Here is a 20,227-nt window from a genome sequence, read left to right as displayed (position 1 = left end):
AGTGCTCCCGCTGCCACTCTTGAGCGGCAAGAGCGTCCGACTCATTCGATGCCTGGGTTCTACCGGAGCGCGGACGGAGCAACAGGCACATACACAGAGTGCTGCAAGCGCATGTCACATGCACACCACTACCCATATGAAGAGACGAGCCCACTGAAGCGGCCCGAAGATCCCCAACAGGCTTATACGGCCCCGCCCCGATAATCTTGCTCTTATGGCACTTATCACCTTACTGGACGCCCAACTCGCATTTGGGCATGTTGCATTGCTGGACCACGCTGGCTTTTCTCTGGAGACTGCGGAACGTGTCGGCCTGATCGGCCGCAATGGCGCAGGCAAATCCTCGCTTCTCAAAATTCTTGGCGGCCTGGCAAAACCAGACGACGGCTCGCTCCAGGTACAGCAAGGAGTGAGGATTGCATTTGTGGCCCAGGAACCTTCCCTGGACGCTGCCGCCACCATCTTCAAGGCGGCATCCGAAGGATTGCAGAGGGTCATCGCTATCCGCGACCAGTACCTGTCGGGGGCGGAAGGACTGGATCTGGATGCATTGCAGTCGGAGATTGAAGCGTACGACGCCTGGAACTGGGAGCAGCGGGTGGAGGAAACCCTGCAGCGGCTGCACCTCGATCCTGACGCGGTGGTCGGCACGCTGTCGGGCGGAACCAAAAAACGCGTGGCCTTGGCACAGGCGTTGGTGGCACGCCCAGACGTACTGTTACTGGATGAGCCGACCAACCATCTGGATCTTGATTCGATTGAATGGCTGGAGGACCTTCTGCTCGACTTTCCCGGCAGCGTTATCACCATCACCCATGATCGATCGTTCCTGGACCGGGTCGCCACGCGCATTGTGGAACTCGACCGAGGCCAGCTCCGGTCTTACCCCGGAAACTTCGCGCAGTACCAGATACAGAAAGAAGAACAGCTGGCGCAGGAGGCTGTCATCTCGGCCAAGGCCGACAAGCTTTTGGCACAGGAAGAGGTCTGGATACGCCGTGGCGTCGAAGCACGCCGTACCCGCAGCCAGAGCCGCATCAGCCGCCTGGAGCATTTGCGTGCGCGCCGCGAAGCACGTCGTGAGGTGGTCGGCAGCGTTCGCATGGATGTGGCAACAGGTGGTTCCAATGGCTACCAGGGCAAGATCGTCGCTGAACTGACCGGGGTGGGCAAATCGTTCGGCGACAAGACCATTGTTCGCAACTTCACGGGGACCATCCTGCGCGGCGACAAGGTGGGACTGATTGGCCCCAACGGTGCAGGCAAGACCACGCTCCTCAAGATGATCCTTGGCGAGCTCGCGCCTGACGAGGGCTCCATCCGCCAGGGAGCCAACCTGCAAGTTGCGTATTTCGACCAGATGCGCCACGCGGTCAATCTGGATGCCACGCTGGAAGACTTCATCAGCCCGGGCAGCGAATGGATCGAGATTGGCAACCAGCGCAAACACGTGAAAAGCTATCTGAGCGATTTCCTGTTCTCTCCGGCCCGCGCGCACTCTCCGGTTCGCTCGCTATCGGGTGGGGAACGTAACCGCTTGCTGTTGGCGCGGCTGTTCGCGCGTCCTGCCAACGTCCTGGTGCTGGATGAGCCCACCAACGATCTGGACATCGACACGCTGGATCTCTTGGAAGAGTTGCTGGAGAACTATGAAGGTACGGTCTTCCTCGTCAGCCACGACCGAACCTTTCTCGACAACGTCGTCACCAGCACCATCGCGTTTGAAGGCGATGGACTGTGGCGAGAGTACGAAGGCGGCGTGCAGGACTGGCTGCTGCAATCCAAGCGCAGTAGGGCTCTCAACGCTTCAGCACCCGCCACCAAAAAGGTTGATGCGGAAAGTTTGAGCCAAAATGCCGATCAGCGCTTATCCAACAAGCCCGAACAGCTATCAAAAAAGAAGCTTAGCTACAAAGAGCAGCGCGAACTGGATCAGCTCCCGGCGCAGATCGCCAGCCTGGAATCCGAACAGCAGGCGCTCCAAGAGGCGCTGGCAGATGGGACCCTCTACAGCACCGATCCGGCGCGGGCAGCAGTCATGACCGCGAGGGCGGGCACGATCGAAGACGAGTTGATGGCGGCACTGGAGCGCTGGACAGCCCTGTCCGCATAGCGTTAACCGGCCGGGGAACATAGCGCGGCCCGCAGGAAACCATCCAGCCTGCAGCGCTCAAGGGCCGCGTTATTCCATCAGATGCGGTGGTGCAGCCGATCAGTAGCGCCGCGCAGACGGGTGATTAGCGCAGGCGCGATCTGCCCCAGCGGCAGAACCTCATCAGCAGCGCCATGGGCGATGGCCTCACGCGGCATGCCAAAGACAATACAGGTCGCCTCATCCTGCACATAGTTGTAGCTGCCGGCGTCCTTCATTTCGCGCATCGCAGCCGCTCCATCGTTACCCATTCCAGTGAGCATGATGCCGAAGGCATTGCGTCCAACCACTGCGGCGGCAGATTTGAACAGCACTTCCACCGAGGGCTTGTGACGATTCACGGGCGGACCATCATCCACCACCGCCACATAGTTGGCACCACTGCGTGCTACATGGAACTGGGTGCCACCCGGCGCGATGTAGGCATGGCCAGGCAAGATGCGCTCGCCATTGACCGCTTCTTTGACCGTAATCTGGCACAAACCATTCAAGCGGGCAGCAAAGCTGGTGGTGAACCCTGGAGGCATGTGCTGGGTAATGACAATCGCGGGCGAATCCGCCGGCATTTGCACCAGCACCTCCTTGATAGCCTCCGTGCCCCCTGTGGAAGCACCAATACAGATCAGCTTTTCGGTGGAGAGACGACCGAGGAGAGCCGAGGCTGGGGGCGCAACAGCAGCCCCGACGCCGCCCCCTGCTGGCGCAGCGTCACGCACGGGTGCACGGCGGACCTGGGCGACCGCAGCCACACGGATCTTGTCCACGATCTGCGCAGCGAGATCATTGAGGCCACTGGCCAGCCCCACCCGGGGCTTGGCCACAAAATCGACGGCACCCAGTTCGAGCGCCTTCATAGTCACCTCGGCGCCCCGCTCCGTCAGCGTGGAAATCATCACCACTGGCATCGGGCGCAAGCGCATCAGACGCCCCAGAAAATCGATGCCATCCATCCGGGGCATCTCAACATCCAGTGTGATGACATCAGGATTGAGCTCACGGATCATCTCGCGTGCCACCAAGGGATCATTGGCCGTGCCAATGCACTCCATGTCCCGCTGCCGGTTGATGATCTCGGACAGCAGACTACGGACCAGCGCCGAATCGTCCACCACGATCACCCGGATTTTCCTGCTCATTAACTCACGCCTTCCTCAAAACAGATCGACAGAACCGCCCGAGGTAGTCTTTGCCACAGTAGCTGCATTGCCACGCACTTCCTGGGCCACCAGGGTTTCGGGATGTGCGTGTGCCAATCGCTTGACCATGGCCTTCCCCGTGATGGGGAAGAAAACCACCTTGCGCGGATAAATATCCAATACATCCTCGGAGACGATGGGAATCCGCTCCGTGTGCAGGTAGTTCAAAACAAAATTGGTGTTGCGCTCACCGACGTTCATGGTCGTGAAGTTGTGCATGACCTGCGCCCCGCCAAATATCTTGGCCTGCATGGTCTCGCGCCGGGCGCCCAGCTTGAGCATCTCGTTGATCAGCAATTCCATCGCGTATGAACCATAGCGGCCCGACGCATCCGCCACGTCACCATCGGGCAGCATGAAATGGTTCATCCCTCCCACATGCGCGCGGCTGTCCCACAAGCAGGCGGCAATACACGACCCCAACACGGTCATGATGATCATGTTCTCGTCGCCGACGAAATACTCACCAGGAAGCACCTTCACAGCGTTGTGCTGGAAATGATGGTCCAGGTAGAAAAAGGATGCCTCCCCAGGCTTGCGGCTGCGCGCTTTGAGATCTTGCAGCGATGATTCCCTTGCAGGACCTGCCCCCGCAGAGTAGATGTCCGCACTCAACGGCGCAATGCGAGGGGCACGGCGCCGCTCGGACGCACCAGAAGAGGCGGCGGCCGGAGAAAGAGAGGATCCTGATGGAATATTGGTCATGGGCTAGGTGCGAGGCAACATGGCAGGTCAGCGACGCTCGTACACGGTCTTGCCACGCAGCGTAAACAGGTCTCTGGACTCGCTAAAGTTTTCGGCATGCCCCACGAACAGCATGCCCCCGGGTTTCAGGACCCGGTGAATCCTTTCCAGCACGCGTCGCTGCGTGGCGGCGTCAAAGTAGATCATCACATTGCGGCAAAAGACCACATCGAAGGGCTCTTTGAACGGCCAGTCGTCCCGGATGAGGTTCACGCTCATAAAGTCAATCGCGCGGCGCAACTCCGGCTTGGCCCGCACCATCCCCAGGTTGCCACCCTTTCCCCGCAGAAAAAACTTTTGCAGGCGCTCCGGGCTCAGCCCCTTGAGACTGTCAAGGCGGTACACCCCTTGCGCCGCCGTCGCCAGCACGCGGGAATCAATGTCACTGGCAGTCAGCTTGAAAGAAGCGTTGGCTCCCAGCGCCTCGAATGCGGTCATGACAATGGAATAAGGCTCTTCTCCGGTGGATGCCGCGTTGCACCAAACCTTCCAGCTGGCAGACGGCTTGCTCCGCAGGTGCGAAGCAAAAATCTCAAAGTGGTGCTGCTCGCGGAAGAACGCAGTGAGGTTGGTGGTCAGGGCATTGATGAACTCCTGCCACTCCGGCCCGTCGTGCGTCTCCAGCCATCCCAGATAGTCGTGAAAGCTGCTGTGGCCCGTGTCCCGCAAGCGGCGTGAAAGGCGGCTATACACCATGGCGTGCTTGCCATCGTGCAAGCTGATCCCGGCCCGTTGATAGATCAAGGCCTGCACCCGCGCAAAATCTGCATTGGTCCAGACGAATTCACGCCCTTGAGCCAGCGGCCCCGACGGCGCTGCAGCAGCGGCAAACGCTGGATCCGCCCTGCCAACGGGAGGCCGGGCTGTTGAAGAGGCACTGGTGGGTTGGGCCATATTGATCATCCGACGGGAAATCCTGTTCGCTCCTAGAGATCTGCAAGCCACACCTGAAATCTGGCAGGTGCCAGGTCCACCACGTTGGTGACGGAGGAGTCCTACTCGTTGGCCGTCACCAGCCCCATGTCTACGCCGGACATGAGTTTCTCGATGTCCAGCAAAATCAGCATCCGCTCCCCCACCGACCCCAGCCCCAGGATGCAGCTGTTGTCGATGGCGCTTTCGATATCAGGCGCCGAACGGATGCTCTCAGGTGTCAACTCCATCACATCGCTGACGGAGTCCACCACGATTCCGACCACCCGGTTGCGAAGGTTCAGAATGATGACCACCGTGAAGCTGTTGTAGTCGGCCTGCGCGCAGTTGAACTTGAGCCGCATGTCAACGATGGGCACGATGGTGCCGCGCAAATTGACGACACCCTTGATGAAGTTAGGGGCGTTCGCAATCCGTGTAGGTGGCTCATAGCCACGTATCTCCTGCACCTTCAGGATGTCGATACCGTACTCTTCCTGGTCGAGACGGAAAGTCAGATATTCACGGGTGCCCGTTGGCACCGCCTCTGCTGTTTTACCCATCACACTCATGGTGCTTCTCCTTTCGTGACAGCGCCGTGCCCCTGGGAACGGCCGCTTGAATCTAGTGGCGCGCCCTGCGCACCAAGCCGCCTGTGTCCAGAATGAGTGCGACCGTGCCGTCACCCAAGATGGTGGCCCCCGATACGTTTGGAACCTTGCGGTAGTTCGACTCCAGGTTCTTGACCACCACCTGGTGTTGGCCCAGCAACTCATCGACCAACAGCGCCACACGGCTGCCATCCGCCTCGACCACCACCATGATGTTGCTGGATTTGTTGGGATCGAAACGTGGCACCTGGAAAATTTTCTCCAGCGCAATCACCGGCATGTATTCATCGCGCACTTTCACCAGTTGCGAACCCTGGGCCACGGTGCTTACATCGTCTGCATTGACCTGGAAGGACTCCACCACCGAAGACAGCGGAAGAATGTAGACCTCATCACTCACCCCCACGGACATGCCATCCATGATGGCCAGCGTCAGCGGCAGGCGTACAGAAACCTTCATCCCGTAGCCTTCAGCGGAATCTATTTCGACCGAACCATTGAGTGCAGCGATGTTGCGCTTGACCACATCCATTCCCACTCCACGCCCGGACACATCCGTCACCTCGTCAGCCGTGGAGAAGCCGGGCGCGAAGATCAATTGCCAGACCTCCGCGTCGCTCATCTGCTCGGACACTTCAATGCCACGCTCTTGGGCCTTGCTGAGAATCTTTTCGCGCGAGAGCCCACGGCCATCGTCGCGTACCTCAATCACGATCGAGCCGCCTTGGTGAGAGGCAGACAACGTGATGGTCCCATGCTCGGATTTGCCTTTGGCCAATCGGTCTGCGGGCATCTCAATACCGTGGTCGCAACTGTTGCGCACCAAGTGAGTCAGCGGATCGGTGATCTTTTCCACCAGCCCCTTGTCCAGTTCGGTGGCTTCGCCCAGCGTCACCAGTTCCACCTTCTTGCCCAGCTTGTTGGCCAGGTCCCGGAGCATGCGGGGGAAACGGCTGAAGACAATGGACATCGGAATCATGCGGATCGACATGACCGACTCCTGAAGATCGCGGGTATTGCGATCCAGGTCAGCCAGCCCTGCCAGCAACTGCTGGTACGCACCAGCATCCAGGCCCCGGCTGTTTTGCGCCAGCATCGCCTGGGTGATCACCAGCTCGCCCACCAGATTGATGAGCTGGTCGACCTTTTTCACATCGACCCGAATGGTCGTGGACTCCATCTGCGCCTGCATGGCAACCTTGGGCTCGCTGGCCTTGGGGGCTGCAGCAACCTTCACAGCTTGGGCTGGGGCCTGCGCTGCGTGAGGTGCATCCGCACGTGGGGCACCAGGCGCTTCGCTGAAGAAACCGTAGGCCTCACCCCCAGCGGCGCCAGCAGCAAGGACCGTTTCTTCATCCTCGTCAGCGGCAACGCCCGACGCTGGCGCCGCAGCGTCACGGATCAGCACCTGTTGCTTGGCCACATGAAAGGCAAACAGGTCGAGCAGATCGTCGTTGGTGGAGGTGGTTTCCACCGCGAAACTCCGCGTATTGGCCTGTGGACTTTCTATGTCACGGATCGCCCCGAGGCCCGGGATATCCCGAAAAAGCTCCTTGATGGCATCCGCCTGCTCCAGTCGATCCAAGGGACCAATCTGAATCTCCAGGGTCCGAGCCTGTCCGACCACCGCCGGTGTCACTACCTTCGGTGCTGGCGCTGGTGCTGCAGCCTGTGGAGCTGGAGTTGGAGCAGGTGCGGCTGGCGGCGGGGGCGGAGCGACAGCAGGGGCATCCCCGGGGACCAGCCCTGCAGCAAGTTCACTAATGCGACGCACCAGTGAGGTGGTGGAAACAGCTTCGCCCTGCCCACCTGCTTGGTGGCGGGCCAGCAGGCTCCGTGAGGCGTCGGCAGATTCGAGGAGCACATCCACCATCTGCGGAATCGGCTGGAGCTCGTGGCGGCGCAAGCGGTCCAGGAGAGACTCCATCTGGTGGGTCAACTCCGCAACATCCGAGAATCCAAAAGTGGCTGAACCACCCTTGATGGAATGGGCGCACCGGAAGATGCCATTGAGTTCTTCGTCATTGGCGCTACTCAAATCCAGATCCAGAAGCATCTGCTCCATCTGGTCCAGGTTTTCGCCTGCTTCCTCGAAAAAGATCTGATAGAACTGGCTCAGGTCGAAGTCAGCACCTGCACCCGATCCTTCTTGGTAAGTTTCCGCCATCATGGGCTCCTGTGTACTTGGTGATCCCGGACAACCCGACTCAGCGGATCACTTTCTGGATAACTTCAATCAGGCGATTGGGATCGAAGGGCTTGACCAACCAGCCGGTCGCGCCAGCTGTACGTCCCGCCTGCTTCATCTGATCACTGGACTCGGTGGTGAGGATCAGAATGGGAATGGTCTTGAACTTAGGGTTCTCACGCAGTTTCCGAGTGAGCCCGATCCCGTCAAGCCGGGGCATGTTCTGGTCAGCGAGCACAAGATCAATATTGTGGCTCTCGGCCTTTTCCAGGGCATCCTGCCCATCCACCGCCTCCACGACGTGATAGCCGGCACCCGTCAGAGTGAACGACACCATTTTCCGCATGGACGGTGAATCATCTACGGCAAGGATCGATTGCATGTAAGGCTCCAACTGACTTAAATATATAGGTTAACCAGTGATGTAAAGATCAGAACAGGTCCACCGAACCGGCATCCATCTCGCTCTGCGTGACAGGGTTAGGCCGGTCGGGCGCCATCTCCGCAAAGGGCGCCGCTTCTTCGCCATCTTCATTGCCCATGGCTTCGGAAGCCAAACGAAACGCGCATCCTTGAAGCACCTTGGTCGTGTGCCATATCAGCTGGGACGCCATATCCTGGAACTGCAACTCAGTCACTGCACTGCGCAGCGCAGCGCGGGCAGCTACCAGCTCCGGGGAATCTGCAACGGCAGCATCCGTCAGCACCGCGTTTGCCTCCCCAAAGCGTTCCAGCAGGTTATCGGTAGCATGGTTGAGCAGTCCTTCCAGGCGATGCAGGTCATGCATAACGACCAGCAACGAATCCTGCAGTTCTGCCGCCACCATGACGGGAACCTGGACAGCAGGTCCTCCAGACGTTGTTAGCGTAGATTGCATCGTTTCTCCATCGCGGCACGCAGCAGCAAAGCACGCAAAAACACAGAACTACGACACCCGCACAGTGGCCCCAAGCCCGTGTGCACCGTGGTGTCAGCGCCCATTGGACGCTGACGCTGAAACCATCCCAATCGGACAAACACCCTTGCTTGTTCCAATTTGTATCCTATGATAGCGCTCCTATGGTCACCATAGCATCAGACCAGACCCTCAACATCCTGCATCTTGAAGATTCACTGGCAGATCATGAGTTGACCGCATTGACCCTGCGGCGCTCCGGTCTCCACTGCCACCTCCATCGGGTGGATTCGCTCTCCGAATTCCAGCGGCTCACAGATATCCAGCCGTTCGACATCATCTTGGCAGATTACCGGCTGCCCGGCTTCACGGCATTGGACGCGTGGGCACATGTGGTGCAAAAGCCGCAACACCCCCCCTTTATCCTTCTGTCGGGAGCCATCGGCGAGGCAGCAGCTGTAGATGCGATCCGCCTGGGCATTGCCGATTACCTGCTTAAAGACGACCTTCAGCGGCTGCCGCATGTCATTGCACGCGCCCTGGAGGTTCATGAAGCCCGTCAGGCACGCGAACTGGCTGTCTCGCAACTGGAAGCCTCGGAGCGCCGACTGGCTGACCTGACGGAACATCTGCAAACCTCGATCGAGCAGGAACGTGCGTCCATTGCCCGCGAGATCCATGACGATATCGGCGGCGCACTGACCGCCGTCAGGTTCGATGTGGCATGGATCGGACGCCATAGCACCAATACGGAGATGCAAGAGCATGCAGCCTCAGCGGCAGAGATGCTGCAGCATGCCATTGGAGCAAGCCAACGCATCATGATGAACCTGCGCCCCCCGATTCTTGAACAGGGACTGGTGGCAGCGGTGCAATGGCTTGCCGCCGGATTTGAGCGTCGCTCGGGCATTCCCGCCCGGGTTATCAGCAGCAGCGAATCTATCCGGGCCACCGCAGATATTCAGCTGGTTGCCTATCGCACAGCGCAGGAGGCGCTGACCAACATCTCCAAACACGCACATCCCCGCACAGTGCACATTGACCTCTCCGACAAAGAGGATGTCCTGACATTGGAAGTGACTGACGATGGGCAAGGCATTGACCCCTGCATGCTCGAAAAACCAAAAGCCTTTGGGCTCAAAGGCCTGCATGAGCGTGCCCGTACCGTGGGGGGATGGCTGGACATCAGCAGTCGGCCCGGCCAGGGCACGTCGGTGATCCTGTCCATACCGCTAACATCGCACCCAACACCACCAGCTCCAGGAGATGCGCAGTGATTCATGTGGTCCTGTGCGATGACCACGCCGTCTTGCGGCGTGGAATACGCGACACGCTGGCCGACGCGCCCGACATCCAGGTAACTGGCGAGGCCGGAGGATATTCCGAGTTGCGCGAGGTCTTGCGCTCCGCCGCCTGCGACGTATTGCTGCTGGACTTGAATATGCCGGGCCGCAGCGGCTTGGAGGTGCTCACCAGCTTGCGCGAAACCCATTCCGCCATCAAGGTGCTGGTGGTCTCGATGTATCCAGAAGATCAGTACGCCCTGCGCTGCCTGAAAGCTGGCGCGCAAGGATATGCCAACAAGGCAGGGGACCCGGTCGAGCTGATTGCGGCCGTGCGGACCGTCATGCAGGGACGCAAGTACCTCACGGCAGAAGTGGCGCAGATGCTCGCGGACAGCCTGGCACAGCCTACGCCGGAAGCGCCACACACGGCCTTGTCGGAGCGGGAGCTGCAAACGCTGGTCAAAATCGCGTCCGGACGCAGGCTGTCGGACATTGCAGAAGAGCTGATGCTGAGTCCAAAGACAGTGAGTGTCTACCGTTCACGGGTGCTGGAAAAGCTCAAGCTGTCCAACAATGCGGAGCTTACCGTCTACGCCATCCGAAACCAGCTGGTCTGAACCTGTCCCCAGCGCCACTTATGTCTACCGCTGAGCAGCAAACAGATCGACTGCCTGCTGCATGAGCGCGAGCACGGGTTGCTCCAGTAGCGGCAGTGTGGCCACAATACCCAGCATGCCTACAGTCAACGTCACGGGGAAGCCGACCGCATAGATATTCATTTGCGGTGCCACGCGGGAAATGATGCCAAGCGTCAAATTGACAAACAGCAACAGCGCAATCATCGGCAGAGCAATCCAGAGCGCGCTGGCGAACAGCGACGAGCCCAGTTCATAAAGGCGCATCTGCCCGAGCGCCTGCAAAAAATTTCCATCGACAGGAAAGCGGTCAAAGCTTTTCACCACGGCCATCAGGATCAGCAAGTGGCCATTGATGACCACAAACAGCAGCATGGCCATATGCCCAAAAAACCGCGCAACGGCGCTGATCTGCGCATTGGACGACGGGTCAAAGAACGACGCGAAATTCAAGCCCATCTGCAAACCGATGATTTCACCCGCCAGTTCCACGGCCGCAAACACCAGCCTGACAGAGAAACCGATCGCAAGACCCACGGCCACCTGCTGAGCAACAGCACCAAACGCCTCACGACCATTGACGCTGATGACCGGCTGATCACCCAGCACACCCTGCGCGCACAGTGCCACCAGAAACGCCAGTCCAATTTTGATGCGCATGGGGACTGTGCGCATGGAGAACACCGGCGCGACCGAGAACACGGCCAGCACGCGCAAAAAGGGCCACAGAATGGGCGAAAGCCAAGCCATCAGCTGAGCCTCGGTGAAAGTGATCACACGATCCTCAACGGGCTTCGAAGCGGGCGTCTGGAGGACCCGGCTTCAGGAAAAAACCCATAGCTCGCCCTCTCACCGGGCTAGCCAATCATCGAAGGAATCGATTCGATGGTCCGGCGGATAAAGTCCGCCAGGGTGCTGAGCATCCAGGGGCCTGCAATGGCAAAAACCACCATCGCGGCAATCAGCTTGGGAACAAACGCAAGCGTCGCTTCGTGGATCTGGGTTACGGCCTGAAAGATGCTCACGAGCAATCCTACCGCCATGACGACCCCGAGCACGGGCATCGAAATCATCAGAAGCAATGTCAGCGCGTCACGCCCGATGGTCAGCACCATTTGTGAAGTCATTGGCAGCTCCTTCAGGGTACAAAACTGGCAGCCAGCGAGCCGATTAGCAGGTTCCAGCCGTCCGCAAGCACAAACAGCATGAGCTTGAACGGCAGTGCCACCAGCACCGGAGACAACATCATCATGCCCAAAGACATGAGGATGCTCGACACCACCATGTCGATCACCAGAAACGGAATGAAGATCATGAACCCGATCTGAAACGCCGATTTCAGCTCACTGGTGACAAATGCAGGCACAAGCACCCTGAGGGGTGCAGTTTCTGCGGTCACACTGGAATCCAGTCGCGCCAAGCGGGAAAACAGGGCAAAGTCAGACTGCCGGGTCTGCTTGAGCATGAAACTGCGCATTGGCGCTTCGGCCTTTTCCAGAGCCTGTTCAAAACTGATGGTGTTATTGGTGTAAGGCACATATGCATCCTGGTACACACGGTCCAGGGTAGGCCCCATGACAAAAAAAGTGAGAAACAGCGACAGCCCGATGATGACCTGGTTGGGCGGCGCGGACTGGGTGCCCAGCGCCTGGCGCAACAGCGACAAAACAATCACGATCCGGGTAAAGCCCGTCATCATGAGCAGCACCGCTGGCAAGAAGGACAGCGCCGTGAAGAACAACAGCGTCTGAATAGGCACCGAGTAGCTGTTGCCAGACGGACCGCTCCCCACCACCAGCGGCAGGGACCCGGCAGACGCCTGCGCGAAGGCCAGATCATGCCCCATGAGCCCCACAGAAGCGACCGCTCCCAGCAGCGCCACGCGACGGGTGAGCGATACATCAGCCATTGGCGGTGCTTCCTGGGGCATTCACGGCGGACGCGACTGCCTGCGCGAAAGAAGGCTCCGCTCTGGGTGCCGAATGGGGGGCGGCTGACGGACCAGCAGGGAACACATGCAGACAGCTCACTTGCTGAGCGGTAACGCCCAGCACCAGCCAGGTTCGCGCATGCTCGGGCCCGACCTCCACCGTCACCACGCGCTGATGGGGGCCGACAGCCACTGCAGACAGTACCCGCGACGCGGCTCCCACACCAGCGCTACCCGCCGCCTGCCGCTGCTGCAACCGGCGGACAAGCCAGGGCAGTAAGGCCATGGCGCCCACAAAAAGGACGACCACGAGCAGCGTCTGGGTCATGCTGCCACTATCCACGACTGACCCGCCGCAAGCGCTCGGAAGGCGTCACCACGTCCGTGAGGCGAATACCAAACTTGTCATTCACAACCACCACCTCGCCCTGGGCAATGAGATAGCCATTGACCAGAACGTCCATCGGCTCACCCGCGAGGGCATCGAGCTCCACGACCGAGCCTTGCGCGAGCTGAAGGATGTACTTGATGGGTACCTTGGTGCGCCCAAGCTCCACCGATAACTGGACGGGTATGTCCAGCACCATGTTGATGTCGTTGACCGTGCCATCGCCACCACCGGAGAAAGGGCGTACAGGCTCACCAGACAACGGGCCACCTTGCTCCCCGTCGCCAGGCTTGTCGTCGGTGCGCTTTTGCTCTTCAAGCGCCTCGGCCCAACCCGCAAACGGGTCGTCCGCGCCAGCATCCTTGTTATCTTCTTCAGTTGACATCTTTTTCTCCCAGCCAGCTCATGTCGGCATTGCGCAGGCATTCTTCGATACGAATGGCGTACTTGGAATTGTGCGTTCCGTACTGGCACTCAAAAATGGGGACCCCACCAATCGATGCGCGAATGCGGGGTTCTCGGTCCAGCTCGATGAAATCGCCAGGCTTCATGGCCAGCAACTGCTCCACGGTGGCGTCGGCGCGTGCCAATTCGGCCACCAGGGTCACTTCGGCTGCCTGGATTTCCCGGGTCAGCACGCGGACCCAGCGGCGATCCACTTCAATGGAGTCGCCCTGGGTGGACGAATACAACACGTCACGGATCGGCTCCAGCGTCGCGTAGGGCATGCAGATGTGGATGGCGCCCGAAAGGTCCCCGATTTCCAGCTGAAACGCCGTGGATACGACGATTTCGCTGGGGGTGGCAATGTTGGCAAACTGCGGCTGCATCTCAGACCGCTGGTACTCCAGCTCCAGCGGGTAAATGCCCTGCCAGGCCTTTTTGTATTCAGCACAGATCACGTCCACCAGGCGGTTGATGACCCGTTGCTCCGTGGGCGAAAAATCCCGACCTTCAATCCGTGTCTGGAACTTGCCCACGCCGCCGTACAGCGTGTCGATGATGCCGAAAACCAGCGAGGGCTCGCACACGATCAGTCCGCTGCCGCGCAGCGGACGGATGGCCACAATGTTGAAGTTCGTGGGTACCGCCAGCTCGCGCAGAAAGGCGCTGTAACGCTGCACGGATACCGTGCCCACCGAAATTTCAGGACTGCGGCGGATGAAATTGAAGAGCCCGATGCGGAAGTTGCGTGCAAACCGCTCGTTGACGATTTCCATCGTCGGCATACGCCCGCGGACGATGCGCTCCTGGCTGGAAATGTCGTAGTTGCGTACGGAGCCCGCCTCCGCGACCTCCTCGACCGACTTCTGGCTCTCACCAGTAACCCCTTCAAGAAGGGCATCAACTTCTTCCTGGGAAAGAAATGAATCACTCATGACTGGTCCTCGCCCGGGTCATTGGATGATGAAGCTGGAAAAAAGCACACGGTGCACCGGGTTGCGCTCTGTGCGCCGACGCGAAGGCCGGTCCTCCGCATCCTCTTCCTTGTCGGCCGCCGCAGCGCGTGCACGCTCCGTAGGAACCGTGTAACCCAGGGGGCGGGAGACTTCCCGCAGGATGTCTGCAGCCAGCTTTTCCTTGCCTTCCCGCTGCAGCAGTTCAGTGGAAGTCCGCTGGGAAACCAGCATCAGGATGCCGCTGCGTATGGAGGGCAAATACAGCTTCACCTGCTCTGCTGTCTTGGCATCTTCCAACTCCAGGGTGATACCAATCTGGGCAAACCGGTCACCGCCAGGGTCTGCCAGGTTCACCACCATGTTCTCCATGGGCAGGAACGTGGGGGCCACCTTGGGGGCCTCCTTGCGGACTGGTGCAGCCCCATCTTCTTCGTCGGCATGGGAGCGGCTGGAAATGAACCAAGCCGCCGCGCCGCCACCAATCACCAGCACCGCCACCACAACGCCGATGATGATGATGATGAGCATCTTCTTGCTTTTGGCCGGGGCCGCTGCGGGAGTATTGGCTGACACGTTGCGGATTCCTTGCGGTGGGAGACGGGCCGGGCCCGCGCAATCCATGGGCGAGCAAAACCGGATGGCCCATTATTGGGCGGGGCTGCAACCAATAATAGCCAGAATAAAAGCCCAAAACCATGGCATTCACTGCGCTATGGACTCTGCACGCAAGCACCGGAACGGCGTTCGGTCGCGCTGCAGCGGCAAGACCTGATGGAATGCAGGAGTAGCCACCGCTGCAAAGCAACCTATCAGAAATGCTCTGGGGTAGGGAGTAACACGGTACTCGCGTACCGCCAGCAGCAGCGTAAAGACGCCGCGCGAGCGAGTTCCTGACCGGGGGGGTGACGCGGGCGGCAGGCGGGTAGCCCCGTCTGCCCGCCGGGCTCACACAAAGACGTCTACTGCGCGATCCGGGGCGCCACCGCGCAGCAGTGAAGCCGTGCCAGTGGGCGCTGCAGCGACCACCTTCGCCTGGCGAGCGCCATCGCGCTGGCCCTGCCGCTCAGCCCCACCCGCATCGTCACGCTGCCCCGCCGAGGTGCCAACCGACATACCCGACAGCACGAGGCCCTCACTGCGCAACAGCTCACTCAATTGCGCCATGCTGCGGTCCAGCAGCTCACGGGTCTGCGGCTGGTCGCTGCGGAACGTCACGTGGGCCTCATTGCCCGACAGTGACACCGACACCTCTACCGGCTGCCCGTCGCGGTTGAGCGTCAGTTCCGCATTCTGTGTTTTCTGGTTGACCCAATAAGCCACCTGCTCGGCGACCTGCTCCTCAACACCTGCCTGTGCGGGGTCGGCAAACACCGTTGCCCCATCCAGGGAGCCCGGCTCCACCGGCGCAGAACCGCTGCCGCTATCCAACCAAGCCCCGGCGCTGGAACGCCCCTCGCCAGAGCGGCCTCCAGCGTCCGCACCCTCCCCACCTCGCGCGGACGCTACCGGAGACAGCAACCCCTCTGCAACGGAGGCGACCACAGCGCCACCCGCCGGGTCCACCATGCCCCCAGGACTGCGATCCGATGCGCCAGCAACTGGCATCCCCACCATTCGCTCGCTGGCCATCTGCACCGCAGCCAGGGCCACGCCTTGATGGCCCGGCAACTGCTGCGCAGCGCCTCCTCCGAGGGAGCGACCTGTAGACATTTCCACTGCATCTGCCTTCTGGGCCAAGGCACTTTGCATGCGGGAGAAAATCCGACCCTGCGCCATCCCGCCGACCGGCGGGAGCCCTTCCTGCAAGTCTGCCGAAGTGTCGAGCCTGGCTGTTTCAGCCACGATGCCTTGCGAAAGACCGTCCGTTCCAGGAAGGATTCCCGCCAGGGACGCCAGCCCCCCTTGGGCGCTACCACCCTGCGCTTCCAGCCCCAATACCGCTCCGGTCTGCGCTCCGGCACTCAAAATGCTGCCGCCCTGCCCGCGCTCTGCCGCAGCAGCATCAACCCGCCCATTGGCGCCGGGCACCAGCAAACCCTGCCAGGCAGCCATGGCGGAGGCCTCCATGGCTGCCTTTGCAGCGTCCGACAAAGCCACATCGGAAGGAGCGGCACCCGAGGCCGCCAGATCCAGCGGAGCGCCATCGCCTCCGCCCATCGCCCCATCGCCCAAAGCTGCCAGCAGCGCCAGAAAGCCGCCAGCGCCCGGTTCGTTAGCGTCCGGGGTCTGCGCTGTGGAGCGGTGCCGAGCGGCATGGGCGGACTGGGTGCCCTGGGGAGAAGAAATTTTGGTGGGTTCCATGGTCAATACTCCCGGCCCTCAGAGCCCTGAATCGCACTGCGGTACTGCAACGCAGCCCGCTCATCGGTTTGTTTCTGATCTCTTCGCATTTCGGCCAACTCCAGGTCGTGGCGCCGCTTTTCCATGACCTTGCGCAGGCTTGCCAGACGCAATTCCGCCTCCAGCAAGGCGCGCCTGGCGGCCTCCACCCGATGGGCGTGATCTCCCACCACACCATTCTGGACACCCGCCGCGTGGCCCAGGCGGTCCATGAACTGGTAGTGGTGGTACATCACCTCGGGCTTCATCGTGGTATCGGCCTTCATGCCCCAACGCGCCTGGGTCTCTCGGGCGTAATCTTCCAGCTGGTCGAGCTGGGCACGCGCCGCCTGCTGCGCAGCCAACATGTCCTGCAGCGCCTGGCGCGCGTCGTCCCGCTTGCGGGAGGCGACTTCCACAGCGACGGCGAGCGAGTTCAGGCTGGACATGGCTGACTACCCCAGGTGTTCAATGGTCCAACACCGCTGCCATGCCCGCCACGCTCTGGTCCATCGAGGCGGCCTCGAACATGTCCTGCTGCAAGAAGGCGGCCATCTGCGGCTGCAGGCGAATGGCTTCGTCCAGGGCGGGGTCGGAGCCGCTCATGTACGCACCGACCTGCACCAGATCCCGGCTCTTCTGGTAGCGCGAATACACCGCCCGAAAGCGTCGCGCCAGATCAAAATGCCCGCGCGACACCACGTTGTGCATCACGCGGGATGCAGACTGCTCAATGTCGATGGCGGGGAAATGCCCCGTCTCGGCCAAAGCCCGCGACAGCACGATGTGCCCATCCAGAATCGCACGCGCCGCGTCAGCGATCGGGTCTTGCTGGTCATCGCCCTCAGACAGCACCGTGTAGAAAGCCGTGATCGAGCCAACCCCGTGCAGCCCATTGCCACTGCGCTCCACCAGTTGCGGTAGCTTGGCAAAGCAGGAGGGCGGATAGCCCTTGGTGGCGGGAGGCTCACCGATGGCCAGCGCAATTTCGCGCTGCGCCATGGCATAGCGGGTGAGCGAATCCATGAGCAGCAGCACATGCTTTCCCTTGTCCCGAAAGTGCTCGGCAACCGCCGTGGCATATGCAGCCCCCTGCATGCGCAAGAGCGGCGGCGCATCAGCAGGCGCCGCCACCACCACCGATCGCGCACGGCCATCCTCACCCAAAATGTCTTCCACGAATTCCTTGACCTCGCGCCCCCGCTCGCCAATAAGCCCCACCACGATCACATCTGCCTGTGTGTAGCGGGCCATCATGCCCAGCAAGACGCTTTTGCCCACCCCTGAACCGGCAAACAAACCCAGGCGCTGCCCACGCCCCACGGTAAGCAGGGCATTGATGGCGCGCACGCCCGTGTCCAGCGATTCGCGCACAGGGTCCCGGTCCATGGCATTGATCTGGCGGCGCCCCATGGGCTCAGACACGACGTCCTGCACGGGCCCGCCATGGTCCAGCGGCAGTCCCTGCGCATCCACCACCCGGCCCAGCAGGCCTTCGCCCATCGGCAAGCGCAGTACACCCGCACGCTGGATGGCCCGCGCGGGCTCGCCGAGACGGGGGATGGGGATGTAGGGCGCAGCGGGCACCACACTGGCACCACTGGAGAGTCCGTGGATATCTCCCGCAGGCATCAGAAAAGCGCGGTCCGCAGAAAAACCCACCACTTCTGCCAGCACGGGGGCATGCCCCGGCATCTGGACCATGCACTGCGAGCCCACGGGCACGCGGATGCCCACAGCCTCCAGCACCAGGCCCGTCAGCCGGGTCAGCGTGCCGCGCGTCTCCAGCGGCGCGCCTTCAGCGACGCGCGCACGCGCGTCGTCCATCAGGCGTGTCCAGGCAGAAGGAGATTCAACGGCCATCACTGCCCTCTTCTTCCTCTTGCCATGGCGACTGGAGCCCCAGTGCGGCAATGGCCCGCTGCCAGCGTTTGTCAAGGCTGCCGTCCACCGCCGTACCGGCTGATTCCACCAGGCAGCCGCCCGGCGGCACCGCAGCATCCGCCATCCACTGCACACCGGGGGCATCGATTTCTTCGCGCAGAGGCTGGGCCATCGCCTCCATATCTGCAGGGTTCAGGCGGACCATGGCAGGTCGCCCCTCGGTCACCAGCATGCCTACCGCCTCCCTCACCACGGGCTGCAAGGCGTTGGGGTTGACGGACAGTTCCTGGCGCACCACCTGGCGCGCAATGTCACAGGCCAGCTCCAGCAGTTGCTGGGCCATCTGCTGCTGCATGTCGATCAGGCTTGCATCGAGGGTCTGCACCACGCTCTGCAGCCGCTGCGCCGTTTCATGCCCTTGCTGGGCAATGTATTCGTCCATGCGCCGCTGCCATTCCAGCGCCGTTTGGGCCTGCCCCTGGGCAAAGCCCTCAGCGTAGGCGTCATCACATGCCTGCTGAATCATTGCCTGCTGCGCAGCCTCATCAATTTCAGCCGGAATCTCCGCCACAGGCTCGGGCTCCACTGGTTCAACCAAGTCGGAGCCGTCCACCGCTCCAAACTTCCACTGCGTGAAATCGCCCACTTCCTCGCTGGGAATGAAGCGCGAATAAGAGCGCTGGCTAGACGAAGGCATCATCACCGCCAGATCCAATCACGATTTGACCCTCGTCGGACAAACGACGCACGGTCTTCAGGATTTCCTTCTGCTGAGCCTCGACCTCGGACAACCGCATCGGGCCGCGCGATTCAAGGTCTTCGCGCAATGCCTCGGAGGCACGCGAGGACATGTTCGACAAGAACTTCTCGCGCAGCTCGGGCACTGCTCCTTTGAGTGCCACGATGAGCGTTTCGGACGCCACCTCCTTGAGCACAGTCTGGATCGCCTTGTCGTCGAGCTTGAGCACGTCTTCGAACACGAACATCTTGTCCATGATCTTCTGGGCCAGATCGGGGTCGTAACCCCGGATGGATTCGAGCACCACGGCATCCATGTTGCCGCCCAGCAGGTTGATGATCTCGGCCGCAGCCTTGACGCCGCCCAGCGAGCTCTTTCGGATCTTGTCGCCACCCGCCAGCACCTTGAACAGCACCTCGTTCAGGTCCTTGAGCGCCGTCGGCTGGATACCTTCCAGCGTGGCCACGCGCAGCAAAATTTCACTTCGCTGACGGTCAGTGAGGTGCATCAGGATGCCCGACGCCTGGTCGCTGTCCAGGTGCACCAGGATGGCTGCAACGATTTGGGGATGTTCGTTGCGCAGCAGTTCAGCCACCGACAGTGGGTCCATCCACTTGAGGCTCTCGATGCCCGACACGTCGCCACCCTGCAGGATGCGGTCGATGAGCAGGCCCGCCTTGTCGTCGCCCAGCGCGCGGCGCAGCACGGCGCGCACGTAATTACCGGTGTCGGACACCAGCAGGCTCTGCGCAGCAGCGGCGCCGGAGAACTTGTTGATGACCTCGTCCACTTTCTCGCGCGATACCGAGCGCATGCGCGCAATGGTTTCGCCAAGTTTTTGCACTTCCTTGGGCGAGAAGTGCTTGAACACTTCGGCAGCCTCTTCCTCGCCGAGGGACATCAGCATGATGGCGGCGTCGTTGAGTCCTTGGTCGTCCATGGTCGTC

22 protein-coding genes are annotated in these 20,227 nt (G+C 61.0%); 3 read left to right on the top strand and 19 right to left on the bottom strand.

Annotated elements, in window-relative coordinates; all coding sequences use genetic code 11:
• Positions 1-214: 214 nt before the first annotated feature.
• The gene (locus ACQ4MJ_RS25310) at positions 215-2,113 is read left to right on the top strand and encodes an ATP-binding cassette domain-containing protein (RefSeq protein ID WP_431150840.1); all 1,899 of its coding nucleotides are present in this window, start codon (positions 215-217) and stop codon (positions 2,111-2,113) included.
• A 77-nt stretch (positions 2,114-2,190) separates the two neighbouring features.
• Here the strand turns inward: ACQ4MJ_RS25310 and ACQ4MJ_RS25305 are convergent, their stop codons facing one another.
• The 7 genes from ACQ4MJ_RS25305 to ACQ4MJ_RS25275 all read right to left on the bottom strand — a co-directional run bounded on the left by ACQ4MJ_RS25305 (position 2,191) and on the right by ACQ4MJ_RS25275 (position 8,681).
• Positions 2,191-3,288 (bottom strand): protein-glutamate methylesterase/protein-glutamine glutaminase, encoded by a 1,098-nt coding sequence (locus ACQ4MJ_RS25305; protein WP_431150841.1) that lies wholly within the window; start codon positions 3,286-3,288, stop codon positions 2,191-2,193.
• A gap of 15 nt (positions 3,289-3,303) precedes the next feature.
• On the bottom strand, positions 3,304-4,053 hold the full coding sequence (gene cheD / locus ACQ4MJ_RS25300) for a chemoreceptor glutamine deamidase CheD (RefSeq protein WP_055398273.1): 750 nt from the start codon (positions 4,051-4,053) through the stop codon (positions 3,304-3,306).
• 27 nt (positions 4,054-4,080) lie between these two features.
• Positions 4,081-4,986 carry a CheR family methyltransferase gene (locus ACQ4MJ_RS25295; RefSeq protein ID WP_121421273.1) on the bottom strand — a complete coding sequence of 302 codons (906 nt, stop codon included), beginning with the start codon at positions 4,984-4,986 and terminating at the stop codon, positions 4,081-4,083.
• Between the two features lie 101 nt (positions 4,987-5,087).
• A complete protein-coding gene (locus tag ACQ4MJ_RS25290) occupies positions 5,088-5,576 on the bottom strand; it encodes a chemotaxis protein CheW (RefSeq protein WP_010466005.1) in 489 nt (162 codons plus the stop codon).
• Between the two features lie 52 nt (positions 5,577-5,628).
• Positions 5,629-7,782, bottom strand: coding sequence for a chemotaxis protein CheW (locus tag ACQ4MJ_RS25285; RefSeq protein WP_431150842.1), 2,154 nt, complete (start codon positions 7,780-7,782; stop codon positions 5,629-5,631).
• Between the two features lie 40 nt (positions 7,783-7,822).
• On the bottom strand, positions 7,823-8,185 hold the full coding sequence (locus ACQ4MJ_RS25280; protein ID WP_010466008.1) for a response regulator: 363 nt from the start codon (positions 8,183-8,185) through the stop codon (positions 7,823-7,825).
• Positions 8,186-8,234: 49 nt separating this feature from the next.
• Entirely contained in the window at positions 8,235-8,681 is a 447-nt protein-coding gene (locus tag ACQ4MJ_RS25275; protein WP_010466010.1) for a hypothetical protein, read from the bottom strand.
• A 182-nt stretch (positions 8,682-8,863) separates the two neighbouring features.
• On the opposite strand from ACQ4MJ_RS25275, the gene ACQ4MJ_RS25270 reads away from it, so the two are divergent.
• A complete protein-coding gene (locus ACQ4MJ_RS25270; RefSeq protein ID WP_055398275.1) occupies positions 8,864-9,976 on the top strand; it encodes a hybrid sensor histidine kinase/response regulator in 1,113 nt (370 codons plus the stop codon).
• On the top strand, positions 9,973-10,602 hold the full coding sequence (locus ACQ4MJ_RS25265) for a response regulator (RefSeq protein ID WP_121421275.1): 630 nt from the start codon (positions 9,973-9,975) through the stop codon (positions 10,600-10,602). Before ACQ4MJ_RS25270 ends, ACQ4MJ_RS25265 begins: the two co-directional genes overlap by 4 nt.
• 24 nt (positions 10,603-10,626) lie before the next feature.
• Here the strand turns inward: ACQ4MJ_RS25265 and fliR are convergent, their stop codons facing one another.
• The 12 genes from fliR to fliG form a co-directional block, all read right to left on the bottom strand.
• Positions 10,627-11,397, bottom strand: coding sequence for a flagellar biosynthetic protein FliR (gene fliR, locus ACQ4MJ_RS25260; protein WP_431150844.1), 771 nt, complete (start codon positions 11,395-11,397; stop codon positions 10,627-10,629).
• Between the two features lie 80 nt (positions 11,398-11,477).
• Positions 11,478-11,747 (bottom strand): flagellar biosynthesis protein FliQ, encoded by a 270-nt coding sequence (gene fliQ, locus ACQ4MJ_RS25255; RefSeq protein WP_431150845.1) that lies wholly within the window; start codon positions 11,745-11,747, stop codon positions 11,478-11,480.
• 11 nt (positions 11,748-11,758) lie between these two features.
• Positions 11,759-12,466 carry a flagellar type III secretion system pore protein FliP gene (fliP, locus tag ACQ4MJ_RS25250; protein ID WP_121422887.1) on the bottom strand — a complete coding sequence of 236 codons (708 nt, stop codon included), beginning with the start codon at positions 12,464-12,466 and terminating at the stop codon, positions 11,759-11,761.
• 55 nt (positions 12,467-12,521) lie between these two features.
• A complete protein-coding gene (locus tag ACQ4MJ_RS25245; RefSeq protein ID WP_055398280.1) occupies positions 12,522-12,878 on the bottom strand; it encodes a FliO/MopB family protein in 357 nt (118 codons plus the stop codon).
• Between the two features lie 7 nt (positions 12,879-12,885).
• Complete coding sequence (fliN, locus tag ACQ4MJ_RS25240; RefSeq protein WP_055398281.1) at positions 12,886-13,323, bottom strand: flagellar motor switch protein FliN; 438 nt, start codon at positions 13,321-13,323, stop codon at positions 12,886-12,888.
• Positions 13,313-14,317 carry a flagellar motor switch protein FliM gene (gene fliM, locus ACQ4MJ_RS25235; protein ID WP_010466026.1) on the bottom strand — a complete coding sequence of 335 codons (1,005 nt, stop codon included), beginning with the start codon at positions 14,315-14,317 and terminating at the stop codon, positions 13,313-13,315. The genes fliN and fliM overlap by 11 nt, the downstream gene beginning before the upstream one ends.
• Before the next feature lie 18 nt (positions 14,318-14,335).
• Positions 14,336-14,911: a flagellar basal body-associated FliL family protein gene (locus ACQ4MJ_RS25230; RefSeq protein ID WP_431150846.1), complete on the bottom strand. Its 576-nt coding sequence runs from the start codon at positions 14,909-14,911 to the stop codon at positions 14,336-14,338.
• Positions 14,912-15,283: 372 nt separating this feature from the next.
• Entirely contained in the window at positions 15,284-16,639 is a 1,356-nt protein-coding gene (locus ACQ4MJ_RS25225; protein WP_431150847.1) for a flagellar hook-length control protein FliK, read from the bottom strand.
• Between the two features lie 2 nt (positions 16,640-16,641).
• Positions 16,642-17,106 carry a flagellar export protein FliJ gene (gene fliJ, locus ACQ4MJ_RS25220; protein ID WP_055398283.1) on the bottom strand — a complete coding sequence of 155 codons (465 nt, stop codon included), beginning with the start codon at positions 17,104-17,106 and terminating at the stop codon, positions 16,642-16,644.
• Between the two features lie 19 nt (positions 17,107-17,125).
• Positions 17,126-18,520, bottom strand: a complete 1,395-nt coding sequence (gene fliI / locus ACQ4MJ_RS25215) for a flagellar protein export ATPase FliI (protein WP_121508460.1) — start codon at positions 18,518-18,520, stop codon at positions 17,126-17,128.
• On the bottom strand, positions 18,510-19,241 hold the full coding sequence (locus tag ACQ4MJ_RS25210) for a FliH/SctL family protein (protein WP_431150848.1): 732 nt from the start codon (positions 19,239-19,241) through the stop codon (positions 18,510-18,512). Before ACQ4MJ_RS25210 ends, fliI begins: the two co-directional genes overlap by 11 nt.
• Positions 19,225-20,220 carry a flagellar motor switch protein FliG gene (gene fliG, locus ACQ4MJ_RS25205; RefSeq protein WP_055398286.1) on the bottom strand — a complete coding sequence of 332 codons (996 nt, stop codon included), beginning with the start codon at positions 20,218-20,220 and terminating at the stop codon, positions 19,225-19,227. Before fliG ends, ACQ4MJ_RS25210 begins: the two co-directional genes overlap by 17 nt.
• Positions 20,221-20,227: the final 7 nt, after the last annotated feature.

The sequence above is a fragment of the Acidovorax facilis genome (assembly GCF_050626955.1).
Lineage (GTDB): Bacteria > Pseudomonadota > Gammaproteobacteria > Burkholderiales > Burkholderiaceae_C > Acidovorax > Acidovorax facilis.
This window is presented reverse-complemented; position numbering and strand designations above follow the sequence as displayed.